The following is a 19272-nucleotide window of genomic DNA, read 5'->3' as shown; positions in this document are numbered from 1 at the left end:
AAAATTGTAGATTTGCGAAAGACCAATAAAAAACTTTAAATAAATTTAAGACTATGTTGATAATAGGAGTTATCGTTGTTATACTTGTTACTATAGGTTTAGTTAAACTCATTGACAAATTTATACCTAACAAATTAAGACCTGTTTTAATGATTGTATTATGGATAGGGATTTTCGCTCTTGGATATTTAACGTTTATGTCTATATACAACCCCATTCTTTTTAACCAAGAAAAAGAAAAGCGATATGCTAAGGTTATAAGTAGTTTAGAAGATATAAGAGATGCACAGTTAGCACATAAAACCGTGACAGGAAAATTTGCTGGCAAATGGGATAACTTAGTTAAATTTATTGATACTGCACAGTTTACCCTTACCCAACGTAGAGACTCTAGTGTTGTGGATGAGGAGTTAACCAGACGTTATGGAGGTGTTGAAACTTTCAAAGACATTGTTATCATTGACACTTTAGGATTTAAATCAGTTAAAGATTCTCTTTTTAAAGATTCTGACTCTTACAAAACTATGATGAATGTTCCTGTTGGAGAAGAAGGTGCCAAGTTTAAATTACAGGCTGGATATCTTATACAAAACGATATAAATATTCCTGTTTTTGAAGCCTCTGTAAAAAAAGATGTTATTTTATTCGATCAGCCTAGAGAACTAGTAATGCAAGAAAACCAAGTACTTTCTGTTGAAGGTGTTAACGGAGATGAAATTAAAGTAGGCTCTATGGATGAGGTAAAAACTATAGGTAACTGGCCTAAAACTTATGGCTCAAAAAAAGACTAAAGATTTAGCTACAATTACCAATCAAAAACTGTCCATTCAAATTAGTTTGAGTGGACTTTCTTTTTGTATCCTAAATACTAATACAAATGCTATTTCCAATTTTGAGCACATTAGGTTTAACAAAAAGGCAAACCCTTTTGAAGCATTAGAACGCTTAATCCATTTTTTTGAAACCAAACCCTACCTTCAAAATACAACGTTTGATGATATACTTGTAATTCATGAAAACGATCTATCTACCTTAGTACCTAAATCTTTATTCAATGAGGATTACTTGGCAGATTATTTAAAGTTTAATTCAAAAATATTAAAGTCTGACTATATAAGTTTCGACATATTAAATAATAATGAAAGTATCAACGTTTATGTGCCCTATGTAAACATCAATAACTATATCTATGAAGCGTTTGGCGAATTTACTTTTAAACATTTTTCTACAATTTTAATTGAAAAGGTTTTAAAGAAAGAGATAGGTTCAACATCAACAAAAGTATATATACACATAGAACAAGAGCACTTTGAAATAATTGCCGTAGACCATGGGAAACTAGTGCTTTACAATACGTTTGAATATAATAATGCCGAAGATTTTATCTATTACATATTATTTATCTTAGAACAGCTGGATTATGATCCAGAAAGTATCGATACAGTCTTAATAGGAAATATCCCAGAAGAGCACATGTTATATAAGATAGCTTACAAATACATCAGGAATGTAAGTTTTGGCACACTTGGTAAAGAGGCTGTTAAAGATTTAGGTTCAACCCATTCAAGTCATATTATTGTAAATAGTTTTTAATGCGTATTATTTCAGGAACTTATAAAAGTAGAAAAATTGTTGCGCCAAAACACTTGCCGGTTCGCCCTACAACTGATATGGCTAAAGAATCGTTATTCAATATCCTAAATAACCATTATTATTTTGACGACATTTCAGTGTTGGATTTGTTTGCGGGTACTGGAAATATAAGTTACGAATTTGCGTCTAGAGGCACTGCACACTTAACTTGTGTAGACCAGCATTTTGGTTGTATAAAATTCATCAACCAAACATCTGAAAAATTTGAAATGCCAATTGACACTATAAAGAGTGATGTCTTTAAATTTTTAGAAAACACCAAGCAACAGGTAGATCTCGTTTTTGCCGATCCACCTTACAACTTCTCAGACGAACAATTTGCAAAAATTCCAGAACTAGTTTTTCAAAACAATATCTTACTAGATGATGGCATGTTAATTATAGAGCATTCCAAACATACAAACCTCTCGCAATTACTAAATTTCTCCTATCTTAAAAGTTACGGAGGTAGTGTATTTAGTTTCTTCGAAAATAACAATTAACAATTGTTAATATTTAAATGCTTTTTTTTCAGTACTTTAGAAACCTTCCTTAGAGTCCCAAGCTCTATTTGACACTTCTCTCAAATTCTAAAAAAACATATTTTTTAGTAATCTTATTTATGGTTTGTTTTGAATACTAACTCTTAAAACCATAACTAATTATGAAACATCAAAGAACCTTATCACTAACATGTTTATTGCTATGCTTAGCGATTACAGTATCATTCGCACAACAAGCGTTTTTAATACATCAGGATAACGTAAAACCCTCTAAAGTAATGCAATATGAAAAAATTGCTAAAGAATTTCATGAAGCTTGCTTAGAACATAAACCTGAAACTAACTGGATGGCAGCCATGACCTACGATTTTAAATATTTTTACATAACGCCTATAGAAAACATGGCTGAAATGGATGAACGCCCAATGGCTAAAATGGCAGAAGCTATGGGAGATAAATTTGGCGATATGTTTGAAGAATTTGATAAATGCTACGACTCACATGGATCCTATATCGTTGTAAGCGATAAAGAATTATCCTATATGCCAGAAGACGGCAAAATCCCAGAAGGACATAATTACAGAAAGTGGTTTTACATTTATTACACACCAGAAAATGCAAAAGCAATAAGGGATGGCATGAAAGCTGTAAAAGCATTGTATGAAACAAAGAATTCCACAGCATATTACAGAATTTATAGAAATGGGTTTGGACAAGTTGGAAATTACTACCTCGTATCTGTTGCAGCTAAGGATGAAGTAGACTATGCGCAAACTAGCAAGGACAACGAAAAAGCACTAGGCACATTTGAAGAGCGATGGGAAGCCTTTAGTCAAGTTATGGATTACGCAACAGAAATGGAGGAATACAGTGGAGAAATGCGTCCAGACTTATCTTATTCACATAAAAAAGACGAATAATATTTTTTAATAGCCAACCAATATTTTAACGATAAACCCTTCCTTGATATAATCTTGGAAGGGTTTATATTATAACAAAGTAAATCTATAAGCCGAATTCTGTTCATCCTGAACTTGTTTCAGTATCTCCTAAAACAACTACAAAAATTCCTTATCATTTATCTCGGTGTTTTGTTACCAAAAACACTCTAGCTGCCTACCCTCCAGCAATCAAACGTGCCGCCTTCAAGCGCTGGTATACATGGCATTGCACCACACAGAGTTTACCTGGTTTCACTACGGCATTACCCGTACATACTTTCTGTTGCACTTTTCCTAACCTTTCGGCCGGTGGCTGTTAACCACTGCGTTGCACTATGGTGTTCGGACTTTCCTCCCAAGTACTGAACTTGTTTCAGCACAAGAGCGATAAGGCGATTTACTCGCAAGCAAAAATACAATTACTATCTTAAAAAACTAACGGAATTATTATTTGGCGTTTCCCTATCGGGTCAGGCTTTCGGCAGTCGCTCCCTCCTATCGTCGGGGAGCTTCAACAAATGCCTCAATCCTTAACGCGGGCACACTTGCTAACATTAAGCCTTAACATAAAAGAAAGTAATTATTTAGAGGGGTAATTTAAAGATGTTCATAATACGCCTTCAAAACCCTATCTATAGTATCTACAACCCTTTTGGCATTAGCCTTAGTAAAACAAAGCGCAGGTTTCGTTTTAAGTACATTATCAAATTGCCCATCGGTACTAATCAAAACATGTAAACCTTTCAATTCATTTTTAATGAGATGTGCCAAATCCGTATTGGGTAGCTTAGTACCATCCTTCACAATCTCAATACCCAAAAACAAACCAGCACCTCTTACATCACCAATACAAGGATATTTATGCATCAAATCCCTAAACAAAGACGCATAATAATCTCCTGTTTCCTTAGCATTTTGTTGTAGCTCCTCTTCCTCTATAACCTCTAAAACCGCTTCAGCAATGGCACAAGACACAGGATTACCGCCAAACGAACTAAAAAACTCCACCCCTTTTTCAAAAGACGCCGCAATTTCGTCTGTACATACTACAGCACCCATGGGATGCCCATTCGCAATGGGTTTCCCTAAAACAACCATATCTGGTATAACACCATGCATTTCATATCCCCAAAAATAATTCCCAAGCCTACCAAAGCCCGTTTGCACCTCATCACTTATACACACACCTCCCTGCTTACGTATGGCTGGGTAAACCGCTTTTAAGTAACCATCAGCCAATGGAACTTGTCCTGCACATCCTACAATAGGTTCTGCAATAAATGCTGCAACATTGTTCTTAAAAGGCTCCATATCATTAAGGGCATCGCTAGCATAACTTGCCCCAATGGTATCGTTATCGCCAGCATACTTACCCTTGTAAGCATCTGGTAATGCTGTTTTTAATATATAAGGCTTTTGTCCTTGCCCTTTTGGGTTATTAAACTTATAATCGCTAATATCTATAGATGTTTGTGTATTGCCATGGTACCCTTGTTCCACAACCATAACATGCGATTTTCCAGTATGGAATTTAGCCATGCGTATTGCCAAATCGCTCGCTGCACTACCAGAATTCACAAAAAACACCTTATTTAAACTGGGTGGAAATTTAGACAACAAACGCTCTGCATAACTTGCCAAATTATCGTAAAGGTATCGTGTATTCGTATTGAGAATAGCCATTTGTTGCTGTCCGGCAGCGACTACTTTAGGGTGCGAATGTCCCACATGTGGAATGTTATTATAAGCATCTAAAAACGTGGTACCATCATTAGCATACATATACTGAAATGCCGAACGTTCCATATATATCGGCGTATCATAACTCATCGATAATATACTGCTAATATGCTGGTGTCGTCTAGTAATAACCTTATCAATTGGTAATAGTGTAGTTAACTCAAACCCAACAGCCTCCTTAAAACTATTGGTAGCCTTTATAGGCCCAATGGCTAACCAACGGTATAACATACCCCAGGCAGAAACCTCACTTACAGATGCATAAGTATTTGTTGGATTTTCCTGTTTTGCATAAGCCGAATTACAAACACTAATACACAATCGTGCTGCAATAAGGTAATACAGTAACTCAATTTCCAAGGGTTTAAGCGGTAAAACCTTATGATAAGCTTTTAGAAATACACTTGCCCATCGTAACGGATCTTCTTTATCGTAACAAACATAGGTTAACGCTACTGCTACTTCATTTATTAAAAACGATTGGGCAATATCTCCAAAATCTATAATGCCAGAAACAGCATGTTCCGTTACCAAAACGTTCCACTCGTTAGCATCGTTATGGATAATTTGTTGCCGCAACTCAGGAAAATGTGGGCGCACCATGGCCTCAAATTGCTGAAAAAAATAAAGCACTACATGCCTATCTTTAGCCAAAGGAATAGCCTCCATATAGGCTTTATTCAACTCAAAACACTTAATGTCCCAAGGCCAACTTCTGGATTGTATCGTGTAGTTATTTACCAATTGCAACTCTACATCTAGTTTGGCTAAAAACGTTCCAAAAGCCGTAATTAAAGGTTCAGTATGCGTAACATCCCCTAAAAAAGAGCCATCCACATAGGTTAGCAAGCGGCATATTTTATCGCCATTCTCTGCAGGCATTCGTGTAGCATAGGCTCCATTTTTTGCTTTTAATGGTTGCGGAGATTTAGTATTTAAAGACTTAGCTACATGTAGGAGCGCTTCGTTTTCTGCTTGTACTAAATCAAACAATGCTGTAGTATAGCCGTATGTTTTAAAAATATAGTTAGTATTATCAGCAACTATCAAATAATTAGAATTATCATAACCATCAAGTTGCTTTGCTTGCGTTACGGTAATACCAAACACCTCTTGTATATATTGTTTTAATGCAGTATTCATAATTTCAGCAACCTAAAATCTATATTTAAGATATATGTGAGATAAAAATACAACTCTTGAAATTTAAAACAGTAATAAAGTGGATAATTTGGTTGTCTGCAGATAGATGGGTAGATAAACTTAACTCAGACACGTTTATCGGCTTGAGTTCTAAATTAAAACCATTTGTCTTTTTTGGAAAATCAGTTTTATTATCTAGAATATTGAAAAACTATTTGGTTCAGCCATTAATTCAGTAAGCATAACCTAACTAGAGGAAAAATCTTCAAGATATTTCTAATGAGAACAGACTAAGTAATTATTTATATCAATAGATAAACATAATTATTTACATATAAATTCTTTGACAATATTGAATAAGGGAGTTATTTGGAATTCTTGTTCAGAAATTGGAGCATTTTGAGTGTGTTCCTTAATAATTAAACTATTTTTTAATAATCGCAAAAGACCAAATAATATAAACTCCTCCTTAAATTCTTTTTCGAGTTTAGAAAAAGAACTAGAACTAAAAACTTTACGAGAATTTACCTTGTCAACATTTTCCAGTTCCAAATATTCCGATACTACCTTAATTAGCTTGATATCGTTTTCAGTTAGTCCCTCAATAATATTTAACACATCTTCAGCTTTTATACCATTCTGATATTCTGAAACTGCAAAAGATATTAAAATATTGGCATACGCTTTGATTTTTTGACGTAATCGTGTTCTAAGTGCCAAATTTGAAGTCTGTAGAAAAAGGTCATAAAACTCTTCTGATCCTAAATAGTTATAATTTAATTTGTCTTCATCAATTCTATTCAATTGTGTTTCAAGTTCATTTAGGAAATTTAGAAACCTTTCTTCAGATTTCTTCTGAATACCAGAAGATAAAATAACATCCAGAGCTCCTCCTATATAAGGTATTGCATTCACTCCAGCTCGTAAAGTAGAACTATCCGAATATTTTTTTAGTAAATTATCAATTTTGATTTTTGCAGTCATTTAGTTGTTATCTAACAATTTCGAATATGCACTATTTTCGTATCCGAGGTTAAACGAAGGTAGTTGAAAATTTCTACAAAATCAAGAAACGCATATTCGGGTTTTGTTAATAACTCCTATCAAATTCTGAATTCTGAATTCTAAATTCTGAATTGAGATAATTAAATTTGTTTACTTTAGTAAATGGCATCATGAGATGCTGAAATAAATTCAGCAAAATTGGAACACTTTGTAGTATCTGCCCGTAAGTACCGCCCGCAAACCTTTAAGGATGTTGTGGGACAACAGGCTATTACTAATACACTACTAAATGCCATAGAAAACAATCATTTAGCACAGGCCTTATTGTTTACAGGGCCACGTGGTGTAGGTAAAACTACCTGTGCCCGTATTTTGGCTAAAATGATAAACAGCGACGGCACTGAGAAAGAGGATGAAGACTTCGCTTTCAATATTTTTGAGCTAGATGCAGCATCTAATAACTCGGTAGACGATATTAGAAGCTTAACCGACCAAGTGCGTATTCCTCCACAAGTAGGAAAATACAAAGTGTATATTATAGATGAGGTACATATGCTCTCGCAAGCAGCATTTAATGCATTTTTAAAAACATTAGAAGAGCCGCCTAAGCATTGTATTTTTATTTTAGCAACCACTGAGAAACACAAAATAATTCCTACTATTTTATCGCGTTGTCAAATTTTTGACTTTAAACGTATTACGGTAAAAGATGCTAAAGAATATCTAAAATATATTGCCGAAGAACAAGGGATAACAGCTGAAGACGATGCATTGCACATCATTGCACAAAAGGCAGATGGTGCTATGCGAGACGCCCTTTCTATCTTTGACCGTGTGGTAAGCTTTTCAGGTAAAAACCTTACCCGACAGGCTGTAACCGAAAATCTAAATGTACTGGATTACGAAACGTATTTTACCAGTACCGACCTAATTCTAGAGAACAAAATACCTGAGTTACTACTTCAATTTAACACCACGCTTGCAAAAGGTTTTGATGGGCATCATTACATCGCAGGTTTAGCATCACATTTTAGAGATCTATTGGTAAGCAAAACAGAAAGTACTATTGAGCTTTTAGAAGTAGGAGATCAAATTAAACAGAACTATTTGGAACAATCTAGAAAAGCATCTCAAGAGTTTCTACTTCAAGGTATACATCTCGCTAATGAATGCGATTTAAAATACAAAACCAGCAAAAATCAACGTTTATTAGTTGAATTATGCCTCATGCAGCTTGCCTCTATCACTTTTGATGGAGAAAAAAAAAATTCTAGAAACTTCATAATTCCTGCCTCCTATTTTCAGAAAAAAGGCATTACACCAATAGCTGTTTCTAAACCCGAAACACCACCAAAACGTGTTGAGCAAACCCCAGTAGTAGAGGATACACCTAAAAACCAACCTGTTACTGGCACATCTGATGTTATTGAGAAGTTTCAGGTAAAAACTCCTCCAAAAATTGAGTTAAAGCAAAACACAAAACGCACTTCTGGTTTATCTTTAAGTAGTATTCGTGCTAAAAAGGAACATCAAATAAAACAAATGGAGGTGGTTATTGATGAAAAAGAACTACCAAAAGAAGAGTTTACCGAAAAAGAGTTGATTGCACACTGGAAAGCTTTTACAGAAAAAACCCAAAAACAGGGCAAGCATAATTTAGCCTCAATTCTTGCTATAGACACACCAAAAGTTAAAGGCACAACTGTACATCTCGAATTCCCTAACGAAACCAATAAGGTAGAACTAGAGCGCCAACAATATGATTTGATGGGATATTTAAGAAAATCCCTCAATAATTTTGACATCAACCTTTCCATCACGGTAAACGAACAAGTAAGTAAAAAATACGCTTATACCACCCGTGAAAAATTTGAGAAACTAAAAGAGAAAAATGCTGCCATAGAAGCGCTTCGCAAAACGTTTGATTTAGATATATAATTATGAAATATTTCTTTTTAATACTTCTAGCTGGAGTTGTAATTTTTTCTAGCTGCGATGGAAGAACCACAAAATATGATGCATTAAAAAAATCTGTTGAAAAATTTAAAAATGATACCAAATTAACAGACTTTACTAATTACTTCCCTAAAACCTATGCTGAAGTTGAAACCGACACTATTTTAAGCAATGGCTATCGTGTAAAAATTAAAAATTTTACAAACATGAACAGATTAGTAGAAGTGTCTCAATCCGCTAACATTAATGAAACACAATATCTAAGGCAAATAGATTCTGAAATTACCGTCTACAAAGACGATAAGCTAATTTTTAAAGACGTATTCAGTAATGCGTTTACAGAGTATTACAATAACCAAAAAATTGATGTAAAATCTTACCTAAACAATGGGATTAGTATAGATGAAATGGCTTCTCTATATGAAAATAAAGTTGTATTGATTACCACCAATACCGTCCCACAAAATAACCAAGACGCATACTACGAATTAAGTATTGATGAATACGGAAATTCTAAGATTAAAAAAATAGAAGATGCTAGGACTTAAACTCCCAACAGACCCCCGTTGGGTTAATATTGTTGAAAAAAACATAGAAGAAATATTAACCGACCATGCATTTTGTGAGCAAAAAGCAACGAGTACTGCTATTTCTTTAATTGTAAGCTTCCCAGAATACACCGATCTTGTGCAAGAGATGACAGCGTTGGTTAAAGAAGAAATTAGCCATTTTAAAATGGTTCATGATAAGATTATTGAGCGTGGTTGGACTTTAGGGAGAGACAGAAAGGATGAATATGTAATACAACTGATGAAGTTTTTTCCAAAAGGAGGTAGTAGAACCACGCAATTAGTGCACAGATTGCTCTATGCAGCATTAATTGAAGCAAGAAGCTGTGAGCGTTTTAGATTATTATCCGAAGAACTTGAAGACGAAGAACTACGTACCTTCTATAGAAACTTAATGGTAAGTGAAGCTAACCATTACACTATGTTTTTAGGCTTTGCGAGACAATACGGCAATAAAAAAGAAGTTGACACCAAATGGCAGCAACTTCTTGATTATGAAGCTAAAATTATGTCTAACTTAGGCACTTCAGAAACTATACACGGTTAGAATTGATAACCAATACCTAGTTGTATATTAGTGTTTATAGCTTCTACACCTAAGTTATCATCAAATATGTTTGATAGTCCGTAGCTATATCTTAAATCCACAAAAACCATCTGATTCAATCTATATTCCAAACCTCCAATTGCTGAGTAATGGAAATTTTTTATGCCGTCATCTGTCTTATGGGATTTTAAAGCCACTTGTGGGCCAGCACCTAAACGCCATTTTTCATTCAGCCTAAATTTAAAAAATACAGGTACCTGAATTAAATCTAAATGCAATACTTCTGCTTTTGCACCTTCAGGAGAAAATTGAAGTTCTGGTACTAAAGAAATTGCATTAGATAATCTAAAATCGCCATAAGCACCTATATAAAAACTGTTTCTATGTTGGTTATCCATACTTGGAGCATCTTTAAAATCTAAATTAGAGATGGTGTAACCAGCACGAATACCATAAGTTCCTGATTGCGAAAATGCTTGAAATGATAGGCTAAGTATAAAAGCTATGAATGCTAATCTTTTCATTTTTAATAGTTTTGGGTTTATATTTTGTATTAATATACGCCCACGAATATATATTATAAATTTAAAACTCAGTAGAAATTGTAGTTGAATTGCAGAATTTTACTGTGTATTACTAGATACCGTATTATGGTAAATACTTTTTATGATACCATCTGCAAGTCCAATTTTAGGTACATAAATATGTTTAGCTCCACTCCATTTCATGGCAAATAAGTATATGCGCATTGCCGGAATAATAACATCTGCCCTATCTTGATTTAATGAAAGTTCGGTAATTCTTTCTTCATAAGAATAACTTTGAAGCGTGTTATAATATGTAGTAAGGTAAAAGTAAGTAAGCGGTTTACCCAATGCTTTTCCTGAGACTTTAAATATCTTATTGATGTTTCCTCCAGAGCCAATAACACTAATTTTTTCGTAATGGCTTGTATGCTCCTTTATCCATTGATTAAGATCCGACCATGATTCTTTCTTAACCATATCATTCAATAAACGAACGGTACCAATTTTAAAAGAACGAGATACAATACGTTCTCCTTTACTAATTACTGAAAATTCCGTACTACCACCTCCTACATCTACATACAAGTATACTTTTTCAGGATCTATAAACTTATTTAAATCTGTGGCTGCTATGATGGCAGCCTCTTCTTCTCCATCAATAACATCAATACGTATTCCTGCATGTTCTAAAACAGCATCAACAACTTCGTTGCCATTTTTAGATTCTCGCATAGCGGAAGTAGCACACGCCTTATACTTTACAACCTTGTGCGATTTCATGAGTAACTTAAAAGCCAACATAGTATCTAACATTCTTTGGGTATTCTCTTTTGAAATACACCCTTTTATAAAAACATCTGCCCCTAAACGAATGGGAACCCTCACTAAAGAGTTCTTTTTAAACACAACTGGCTTATCTTTTTCTTCTATAACGTTAGATATTAACAGCCTCACTGCATTGGAGCCAATATCTATAGCGGCATATTTTTTTATTGAAAGCATACTAATTTTTTAACTTTTCTAAATAATAATCATACAGGGCTATTTGCGATCTTACCTTAAAATTATCATCCACGCGGTATTCATTTTCATTTTCTGTATTTATTAACCTGGCTTTTACATTATCACTCCAACATATATTAAAGTTATCTATTATCTCTTGCTTTATACCTTCATTGTATATTGGGCAACTTACCTCTACTCTATTCTCTATATTTCTTGTCATCCAATCTGCTGAGGATATATATATTTTTACATTTTCATCCTTGCCAAACATGTAAACGCGGGGGTGCTCTAAAAATTTGTCTACCACGCTTATAACTTTAATGTTTTCGCTCATACCCTTAATACCGGGAATTAAGCAGCAGAGTCCTCTCACAATCATATCGATTTGCACACCTGCATTACTAGCCTCATAAAGCTTATCTACCATATCGTAACTCGAAAGACTATTCATTTTTAGCCTTATATAACCTTGATCTCCACTTTTACTAAGTTTTATTTGTTCATCTATAAGTTTAAAGAACGCTTTCTTTGTATAATGGGGAGATACTATTAAGTGCTTGTATTGATAGACTCTATAATTAGCTTCGAAGAAATTAAATATTTTATTTACCTCTTTTAATATGGGTTGATTTGAAGTAAACAATGTATAGTCTGTGTATATTTTTGCTGTAGACTCATTGAAATTACCAGTACTAATAAAACCATAACGCTTTAACTTTTTCCCCTCTTCCCGTTCGATGACACACATCTTACTATGAACCTTAAGTCCTGGCACCCCGAAAATTAGGTTTACGCCTTCTTTTTTCATCTGTTGTGCATAATAGATATTGGCCTCTTCGTCAAACCTAGCTCGAAGTTCGATAGATACAGTCACTGTTTTACCATTAATGGCTGCATTTATCAAAGAACTGGCAACATGTGATATTTGAGCTAACCTGTAAATGGTAATTTTTATAGTTTTTACCTTAGGGTCTAAAGCTGCCTCCCTTAAGAACTTTACAACATAGGAAAACGTATGGTAAGGTGTATGAAGCATGTAATCTTTTGCAGCTATAGCTTCAAATATGCTGGTTTCTAAACTTAATCCTTTAACTGGTAACGCAGAAATTTTATCATAAAGCAAATGCTTTATCCCTAGACTTGGAAAGCCCATGTAATCCCGCTTGTTGTGATACCTCCCTCCTGGTATTATACTATCAGTATTATCAATACCCATTTTCTCCATAAGATACTCGAGAGTATCTACATCTATCGTTTTATCATAAACAAATCTTACAGGCTCACCAACTTCTCTGTGCTTAACACTATCTGATATTTTTTCAATAAAGCTCTTACTTAAATCACTATCAAAATCCAACTCTCCATCTCTGGTGATTTTTATCATATGTGCCGAAATAGACTTATAATCAAAAATGTTAAAAATATCTCCTAAACAATAGCGTAACAAATCATCAACCATTATGATGAAGTTTTTATCCCCTCTTCTTGGAAGCACAACAAAACGGTCTACTGTTTTTGGAATTTCAACAAGCGCAAATTGCTTCGACCCATCATTCATTTGCATTTTTACGGCTAAGTATGCTGCACTATCCTTCAAATTAGGAAGCACAACCAAATCATTCAATATAATGGTAACTAAAGCTGTACTTATATTTTGAAAGTAGTAGTCCTTTATAAATTCTTTTTGCTTATCGTCTATTTCAGACTCATTTATCACAAAAATATTCTCGTCCTTCAGTGCTTTATCTATTTCATCTAGCACCCTAATACTCTCAGCTTGTTGATCAATTACAATCTTAGTAATAATTTCAAGTAGTTCTTTAGCTTTAATACCTCCAAGTTCGTTTTTACCTCCTTTGCCTGCTTCAACAATACGCTTTACTGTGGCATATCTTACCTTAAAAAATTCATCTAGATTATTTGAAAAAATACCAAGAAACCTTAACCTCTCAATTAACGGAACACTTTCATCTGTTGCTTCCTGTAGTACACGTGCATTAAACTGCAACCAGCTAATTTCTCTATTTATATACCTATTTTCAGTAGGGTCGGGTTTTGTCATTTTCATCAAGTTATATCACTAACAAATATATTCCATTTAGGGTAAATAAGCCCTTACTGTATATAAAAATTTAGTTAAACTTATACCTCCCAGAAAACGTTAAACATAAACGCTTAAAATAACAATTACATACCATAATTATTTTAAATCTCTTGGAAAAAGAGTGTATACATTTTTTCCTGAACTTATGTTAGACCATTCATTTACATTGAATTCTAAAATTACCACACCACAAGTAGGGACATTATCAATATACCTGTCGCCATAAGTATTAACACATGCGGTAATAGCATGATTATGTCCAAACACCATTAAAGTATCAACAGCATTATCACAACTCTTTATAACATCTATCAAATCCCTTCCTGCAAAATCATATAACTTATGTTCAAATGAAATCTTGTTTTCAGGTACATTAAGTGCTGGCAAAATAATTTTAGCGGTTAGTTTGGTTCTTTCCGCATCACTTACTAACACCCCGTCTGGTTTGATGTTTTGTAATTTTAGCTCTGATGCTATGAGATGAGCATCATCAATACCTCTTTTTTTAAGTGGTCTTTCATGGTCAATAACATCAAATTCCCAGGACGATTTAGCATGTCTTACCAAAATAAGTTTTTTCATAACCTCTCGATTAAAAGCGTTTTTTATCGATAAAATGTTGTTTTTGTCGATAAAATTCAATTTATTTGCTTAATTAAACCGAAGTTAAACCAATAAAAATTAACATGAATCGTTAAATGTCAGGTTTTGAATAATTTAAAACACTTTTATCCGATGAATGGTATATAATACCGATTATTAAAAAAACTGAATCTTTTCGTCGAATAAAATAGTGTTTTGGCATTTTTTTTTGAAAAACATTGAAGATATGTGTCTATTTGCAAGACCTACAAACTAAGAGAAAATGACCCCAAATCAAATTTCAAATAGTAAAATGGCTGTGTCAGCTTCATTTACTTCTAACTGTTTTTCCCTCAAAAACTTTACGATTTTTGTTTTGCATTCAAGCCAAAATTGATTGGTTTGGTCTATTTAGTTTGTTTGATAATTACAAATTAAAATGAATTATATATTAAGATAACTATATCGTCATCATGAGAAACACTAGCTTTTTTTCTAATAACCATTTTTATTTACTCTTAATTTTCCTGTTCTTATTTTCGAGCTCGTTTGCTCAGGACAGAGGGATTTTTGAAATAGGTAAAACAACCAATAAGTCTACTTCTAAGTCCAAATCTAAATCAGTAGAAAAAAACAATAGAGATGATTTCTATGAGCTAGCTTTCAAGCTACATCCTACTATCTACTTAGAAAAAAACAAGATAAGTAAAATCAATGATGAAAAACACGATCCCGTTAAAATAAAACTCAATGGATCAGACTCATTTTCTAAATTAAATAATCTTAACAGTAAAGCTAATAAAGTTGAACTTATATACATAACGCTCAACAATTTTAGCGAATTGAATACTGTTTTAGATCTAGATAGTTTAAAAGGTTTTAATCACTTAAAGTACATCTATATAAAGTGTCTTTTTAAGTGTAATTCAAATGATATTAAAAACTTCATAAAAAATAATTCCAGTGCTCGTTATAGGATTTTTTATAAAATTGAAATCCCCTCATAATCAAGGAATTCTAATTCTGTAAACAATGAAAAAACTTTACAATACTAAAACGGAAATGAAAATTCGATCAAAGCACTTGATGATATTTGTGCTGTTGCTATCTTTCTGTTCAATTTACGCTCAAGTTAGGGTTCCTTTTACACCTAGAACTTCTAGTGCTACGCCTACACAAACATCCTATACCGTAAAGGGTGATTTTTCCATGATAGGGAATACCAATCTCACGTTGGCTGTTTATGGAGATGGTACTGGTAACAACAATGACATGCAGTATGTTGACGTTGATAGTGACCCTACAACCATGAATTCGTCATCTGCAACATTAACCTTTTCTACTGAAAATGGGGCAATACCTGAATGTTCCAATATTGTATATGCAGGTTTGTATTGGTCTGGTAGGGCATTTGGAGATGGGGAAACAGATTCTCAAACATTTACAGTTACTAAAGGCGGATTGACAACTACATTTGACAAACAAAAAGTTAAATTGAGGGGGCCAGGAGCATCTGGTTATACTGAATTTAATGCAAATGGTGAGATAGCATTCCCAACTAATGGAGATGACAGAAATATGTATTCTGCTTACGCTGAAATTACGTCTTACGTACAACAATTTGGTTTAGGTGAGTACTTTGTTGCAGATGTTGCTACCCGTGAAGGTGCTACAGATGGTACTGGGTACTATGGAGGCTGGGGAATGGTAGTTGTTTATGAAAATTCAAAAATGAAGTATAGAGATATAACTGTTTTTGATGGACATGCTTATGTTGTTAGTGGAATTGCTAGCCATGAAATCCCAATAAGTGGATTTAATGCAACTCAAAATGGAGATGTCAACTTAAAAATTGGACTGATGGCCGGTGAGGGAGATGTTCCTTGGACAGGGGATTACTTTGAAATGCTAAGACAAGATACAAATACTTTTGAAAGATTATCTCATTCAGGCAATACTACAGGCAACTTTTTTAATTCATCTATTGTTACTGCTGGGACAAGAAATCCAAGTATTTTGAATAATACTGGATTAGACATTGTAATGTTTGACATTGATAACGGTAATAATAATGCAAATCCAACTGATGACAATAAATTTATAGACAATAACCAGACATCTACAACATTAAGATATGGTACTACATTAGATACATATATCATTTTCAATGTAACATTTGCTGTTGATGCTTATGTTCCTGAACCTGAAGGTTTACTAACAAATACATCAATAAATGGTAACCCTCCAGGGCCTACAAATGACTCCTTAGAACCCGGCGAAGATGCTATTTTCGATATTGAAATAAGAAATACAGGAACAGAAGCAATAGATAATACTATTCTAACAATTCCTGTCCCTCCTTCTATCGATCCTAGTAACTTTAGTATTGTATTTAATACTTACCCACCATTTTCAACTCCCAATGTGCCCACTTATGATAGCAGTATAGGACCGAATGGCTCTATTGTTTGGAATTTAGGAACTTTACCTATTCCTTCGGATCCAGATTTTGTTTTAGCTGATATATCTTTTTCCCTAACAGTCACTCGAGATTGTGCGATACTTGCAGACAATAGTTTTGATCCTACTGTTACTTTAAATGGTACTATGAGTGGTACTGGTGCCATATCAAACATATCTTTTGTAGCAGACTTAATTCAAGGTTATGAAACAGATGGTCCTTGTATTGGAGAACCGATTCCTATTCCAGCCGTTATTGACATAGATTACATAGATTACATCAATGAACCTCCAACAGCTAGCAATCCAAGTCCTGTAAATATTCAATGTATCTCAGATCTACCCTCTCCAGATGTTAATGTAGTTACAGATGAAGCTGACAATTCTGGTTTAACACCTGTCGTAGCATTTGTTTCTGATGCATCTGATAATGGTAGTAACCCAGAAGTTATAACTCGTACTTACAGTGTTACCGATGATTGTGGAAACTCGATTAATGTCTTACAAACAATAACGATAAATGATACTACAGATCCAACCATATCTTGTTCATCCAATGTAACAGCTAATACTTCGGAAGACGGTATTGGTAATTGTTCCACAATTGTAAATTTAGGATCTCCAACTACATCTGATAATTGTTCTGTAGCATCAGTTGTTGCTCAAGTAAATGGCTCTGACATTGATCCTGCTACTTTTGAATTTGGAACTGGAGATACTACAGTTACTTGGATTGTAACCGACGATTCTGGTAATACAGCTAATTGTAATCAAACAGTCACAATAACTGATGACGAAGACCCTACGATCAGTTGCCCTGCATCCATCAACGTAGACGTAGACGCTGGTACAGATGGGGCCATAGTAACATACACTGCACCTACAGGTACAGATAATTGCCCAAATCCTTCAACAACACAGATTGCTGGATTACCTTCTGGTTCTTTATTCCCAGTAGGAACTACAACTAATACCTTCGAAGTCACTGATGCTGCCGGTAACACCGCTACCTGTAGCTTTGACGTAACGGTAACAGATAACGAGGACCCGACCATTACCTGTCCCACGCCTATTAACGTAAATGTTGATGGAGGTACGGATGGTGCCGTGGTAACATATACCGCGCCGGTGGGTACAGATAATAATGCTTCGGGAACAGTAACAACTACTCAAATTGCTGGATTACCTTCTGGTTCTTTATTCCCAGTAGGAACTACAACTAATACCTTCGAAGTTACTGATGCTGCCGGTAACACCGCTACCTGTAGCTTTGACGTAACGGTAACAGATAACGAGGACCCGACCATTACCTGTCCCGCGCCTATTAACGTAAATGTTGATGGAGGTACGGATGGTGCCGTGGTAACATATACCGCGCCGGTGGGCACTGACAATAACGCATCTGGTACGGTAACAACAACACAGATTGCTGGATTACCTTCTGGTTCTTTATTCCCAGTAGGAACTACAACTAATACCTTCGAAGTTACTGATGCTGCCGGTAACACAGCCACCTGTAGCTTTGACGTAACGGTAACAGATAACGAGGACCCAACGATAAACTGTCCCGCGCCTATTAACGTAAATGTTGATGGAGGTACGGATGGTGCCGTGGTAACATATACCGCGCCGGTGGGTACAGATAATAATGCTTCGGGAACAGTAACAACTACTCAAATTGCTGGATTACCTTCTGGTTCTTTATTCCCAGTAGGAACTACAACTAATACCTTCGAAGTTACTGATGCTGCCGGTAACACAGCCACCTGTAGCTTTGACGTAACGGTAACAGATAACGAGGACCCAACGATAAACTGTCCCGCGCCTATTAACGTAAATGTTGATGGAGGTACGGATGGTGCCGTGGTAACATATACCGCGCCGGTGGGCACTGACAATAACGCATCTGGTACGGTAACAACAACACAGATTGCTGGATTACCTTCTGGTTCTTTATTCCCAGTAGGAACTACAACTAATACCTTCGAAGTTACTGATGCTGCCGGGAACACCGCTACCTGTAGCTTTGACGTAACGGTAACAGATAACGAGGACCCGACCATTACCTGTCCCACGCCTATTAACGTAAATGTTGATGGAGGTACGGATGGTGCCGTGGTAACATATACCGCGCCGGTGGGCACTGACAATAACGCATCTGGTACGGTAACAACAACACAGATTGCTGGATTACCTTCTGGTTCTTTATTCCCAGTAGGAACTACAACTAATACCTTCGAAGTTACTGATGCTGCCGGTAACACAGCCACCTGTAGCTTTGACGTAACGGTAACAGATAACGAGGACCCGACCATTACCTGTCCCGCGCCTATTAACGTAAATGTTGATGGAGGTACGGATGGTGCCGTGGTAACATATACCGCGCCGGTGGGTACAGATAATAATGCTTCGGGAACAGTAACAACTACTCAAATTGCTGGATTACCTTCTGGTTCTTTATTCCCAGTAGGAACTACAACTAATACCTTCGAAGTTACTGATGCTGCCGGGAACACCGCTACCTGTAGCTTTGACGTAACGGTAACAGATAACGAGGA

Annotated in this window: 14 protein-coding genes and 1 other RNA gene; 8 read left to right on the top strand and 7 right to left on the bottom strand. The window is 35.1% G+C overall.

All coding sequences use genetic code 11. The features are described 5' to 3' along the window. Positions 1–53 precede the first annotated feature (53 nt). The 4 genes from JS605_RS14290 to JS605_RS14275 all read left to right on the top strand — a co-directional run bounded on the left by JS605_RS14290 (position 54) and on the right by JS605_RS14275 (position 3055). Positions 54–791 (top strand): hypothetical protein, encoded by a 738-nt coding sequence (locus JS605_RS14290; RefSeq protein ID WP_203258408.1) that lies wholly within the window; start codon positions 54–56, stop codon positions 789–791. Beyond that, on the top strand, positions 772–1593 hold the full coding sequence (locus JS605_RS14285) for a DUF3822 family protein (protein ID WP_203258407.1): 822 nt from the start codon (positions 772–774) through the stop codon (positions 1591–1593). The genes JS605_RS14290 and JS605_RS14285 overlap by 20 nt, the downstream gene beginning before the upstream one ends. Next, positions 1593–2135: a 16S rRNA (guanine(966)-N(2))-methyltransferase RsmD gene (rsmD, locus tag JS605_RS14280; RefSeq protein WP_203258406.1), complete on the top strand. Its 543-nt coding sequence runs from the start codon at positions 1593–1595 to the stop codon at positions 2133–2135. Before JS605_RS14285 ends, rsmD begins: the two co-directional genes overlap by 1 nt. A 161-nt stretch (positions 2136–2296) precedes the next feature. Then, positions 2297–3055, top strand: coding sequence for a hypothetical protein (locus JS605_RS14275; RefSeq protein ID WP_203258405.1), 759 nt, complete (start codon positions 2297–2299; stop codon positions 3053–3055). 72 nt (positions 3056–3127) lie between these two features. Here JS605_RS14275 and rnpB read toward each other — a convergent pair. From rnpB to JS605_RS14260, 3 genes are all read right to left on the bottom strand, one after another. Beyond that, positions 3128–3480: RNase P RNA component class A (gene rnpB / locus JS605_RS14270), an RNA gene on the bottom strand. Between the two features lie 193 nt (positions 3481–3673). Further along, a complete protein-coding gene (locus tag JS605_RS14265; protein WP_203258404.1) occupies positions 3674–5959 on the bottom strand; it encodes an aminotransferase class III-fold pyridoxal phosphate-dependent enzyme in 2286 nt (761 codons plus the stop codon). Between the two features lie 324 nt (positions 5960–6283). Beyond that, on the bottom strand, positions 6284–6943 hold the full coding sequence (locus tag JS605_RS14260) for a hypothetical protein (RefSeq protein WP_203258403.1): 660 nt from the start codon (positions 6941–6943) through the stop codon (positions 6284–6286). Between the two features lie 219 nt (positions 6944–7162). Between JS605_RS14260 and JS605_RS14255 the strand changes: the two genes are divergently transcribed. The 3 genes from JS605_RS14255 to miaE are packed head-to-tail and all read left to right on the top strand — an operon-like array spanning position 7163 to position 10036. Beyond that, the gene (locus JS605_RS14255; RefSeq protein ID WP_203258402.1) at positions 7163–8902 is read left to right on the top strand and encodes a DNA polymerase III subunit gamma/tau; all 1740 of its coding nucleotides are present in this window, start codon (positions 7163–7165) and stop codon (positions 8900–8902) included. Between the two features lie 2 nt (positions 8903–8904). Continuing rightward, positions 8905–9468 (top strand): hypothetical protein, encoded by a 564-nt coding sequence (locus JS605_RS14250; protein ID WP_203258401.1) that lies wholly within the window; start codon positions 8905–8907, stop codon positions 9466–9468. After that, positions 9455–10036 carry a tRNA-(ms[2]io[6]A)-hydroxylase gene (miaE, locus tag JS605_RS14245; RefSeq protein WP_203258400.1) on the top strand — a complete coding sequence of 194 codons (582 nt, stop codon included), beginning with the start codon at positions 9455–9457 and terminating at the stop codon, positions 10034–10036. Before JS605_RS14250 ends, miaE begins: the two co-directional genes overlap by 14 nt. On the opposite strand, the gene JS605_RS14240 is transcribed toward miaE, so the two are convergent. From JS605_RS14240 to JS605_RS14225, 4 genes are all read right to left on the bottom strand, one after another. Beyond that, positions 10033–10560 carry a porin family protein gene (locus JS605_RS14240; protein WP_203258399.1) on the bottom strand — a complete coding sequence of 176 codons (528 nt, stop codon included), beginning with the start codon at positions 10558–10560 and terminating at the stop codon, positions 10033–10035. The genes miaE and JS605_RS14240 overlap by 4 nt on opposite strands. Positions 10561–10659: 99 nt before the next feature. Next, on the bottom strand, positions 10660–11565 hold the full coding sequence (locus tag JS605_RS14235) for a Ppx/GppA phosphatase family protein (RefSeq protein ID WP_203258398.1): 906 nt from the start codon (positions 11563–11565) through the stop codon (positions 10660–10662). Between the two features lies 1 nt (position 11566). Continuing rightward, positions 11567–13630 (bottom strand): polyphosphate kinase 1, encoded by a 2064-nt coding sequence (gene ppk1, locus JS605_RS14230; RefSeq protein ID WP_203258397.1) that lies wholly within the window; start codon positions 13628–13630, stop codon positions 11567–11569. Positions 13631–13768: 138 nt separating this feature from the next. Beyond that, complete coding sequence (locus JS605_RS14225; protein WP_203258396.1) at positions 13769–14254, bottom strand: SixA phosphatase family protein; 486 nt, start codon at positions 14252–14254, stop codon at positions 13769–13771. A gap of 1032 nt (positions 14255–15286) precedes the next feature. Here JS605_RS14225 and JS605_RS14220 point away from each other — a divergent pair. Further along, positions 15287–19272, top strand: a 3986-nt coding sequence (locus JS605_RS14220; protein ID WP_203258395.1) for a beta strand repeat-containing protein, incomplete at its 3' end; no start/stop codon positions are given.

The sequence above is a fragment of the Hyunsoonleella ulvae genome (genome assembly GCF_016827605.1).
Classification (GTDB): Bacteria; Bacteroidota; Bacteroidia; order Flavobacteriales; family Flavobacteriaceae; genus Jejuia; species Jejuia ulvae.
Note: the sequence above shows the minus strand (reverse complement) of the source record. Positions and strands in the feature narration are given on the sequence as shown.

Excerpts from the sequence above, each read along its gene's own strand:
- JS605_RS14260 (WP_203258403.1), bottom strand. The coding sequence starts at position 6,943 with ATGACTGCAAAAATCAAAATTGATAATTTACTAAAAAAATATTCGGAT.
- ppk1 (WP_203258397.1), bottom strand. The coding sequence starts at position 13,630 with ATGACAAAACCCGACCCTACTGAAAATAGGTATATAAATAGAGAAATT.
- JS605_RS14250 (WP_203258401.1), top strand. The coding sequence starts at position 8,905 with ATGAAATATTTCTTTTTAATACTTCTAGCTGGAGTTGTAATTTTTTCT.
- rsmD (WP_203258406.1), top strand. The coding sequence starts at position 1,593 with ATGCGTATTATTTCAGGAACTTATAAAAGTAGAAAAATTGTTGCGCCA.
- JS605_RS14240 (WP_203258399.1), bottom strand. The coding sequence starts at position 10,560 with ATGAAAAGATTAGCATTCATAGCTTTTATACTTAGCCTATCATTTCAA.
- JS605_RS14235 (WP_203258398.1), bottom strand. The coding sequence starts at position 11,565 with ATGCTTTCAATAAAAAAATATGCCGCTATAGATATTGGCTCCAATGCA.
- miaE (WP_203258400.1), top strand. The coding sequence starts at position 9,455 with ATGCTAGGACTTAAACTCCCAACAGACCCCCGTTGGGTTAATATTGTT.
- JS605_RS14285 (WP_203258407.1), top strand. The coding sequence starts at position 772 with ATGGCTCAAAAAAAGACTAAAGATTTAGCTACAATTACCAATCAAAAA.
- JS605_RS14290 (WP_203258408.1), top strand. The coding sequence starts at position 54 with ATGTTGATAATAGGAGTTATCGTTGTTATACTTGTTACTATAGGTTTA.
- JS605_RS14225 (WP_203258396.1), bottom strand. The coding sequence starts at position 14,254 with ATGAAAAAACTTATTTTGGTAAGACATGCTAAATCGTCCTGGGAATTT.
- JS605_RS14265 (WP_203258404.1), bottom strand. The coding sequence starts at position 5,959 with ATGAATACTGCATTAAAACAATATATACAAGAGGTGTTTGGTATTACC.
- JS605_RS14275 (WP_203258405.1), top strand. The coding sequence starts at position 2,297 with ATGAAACATCAAAGAACCTTATCACTAACATGTTTATTGCTATGCTTA.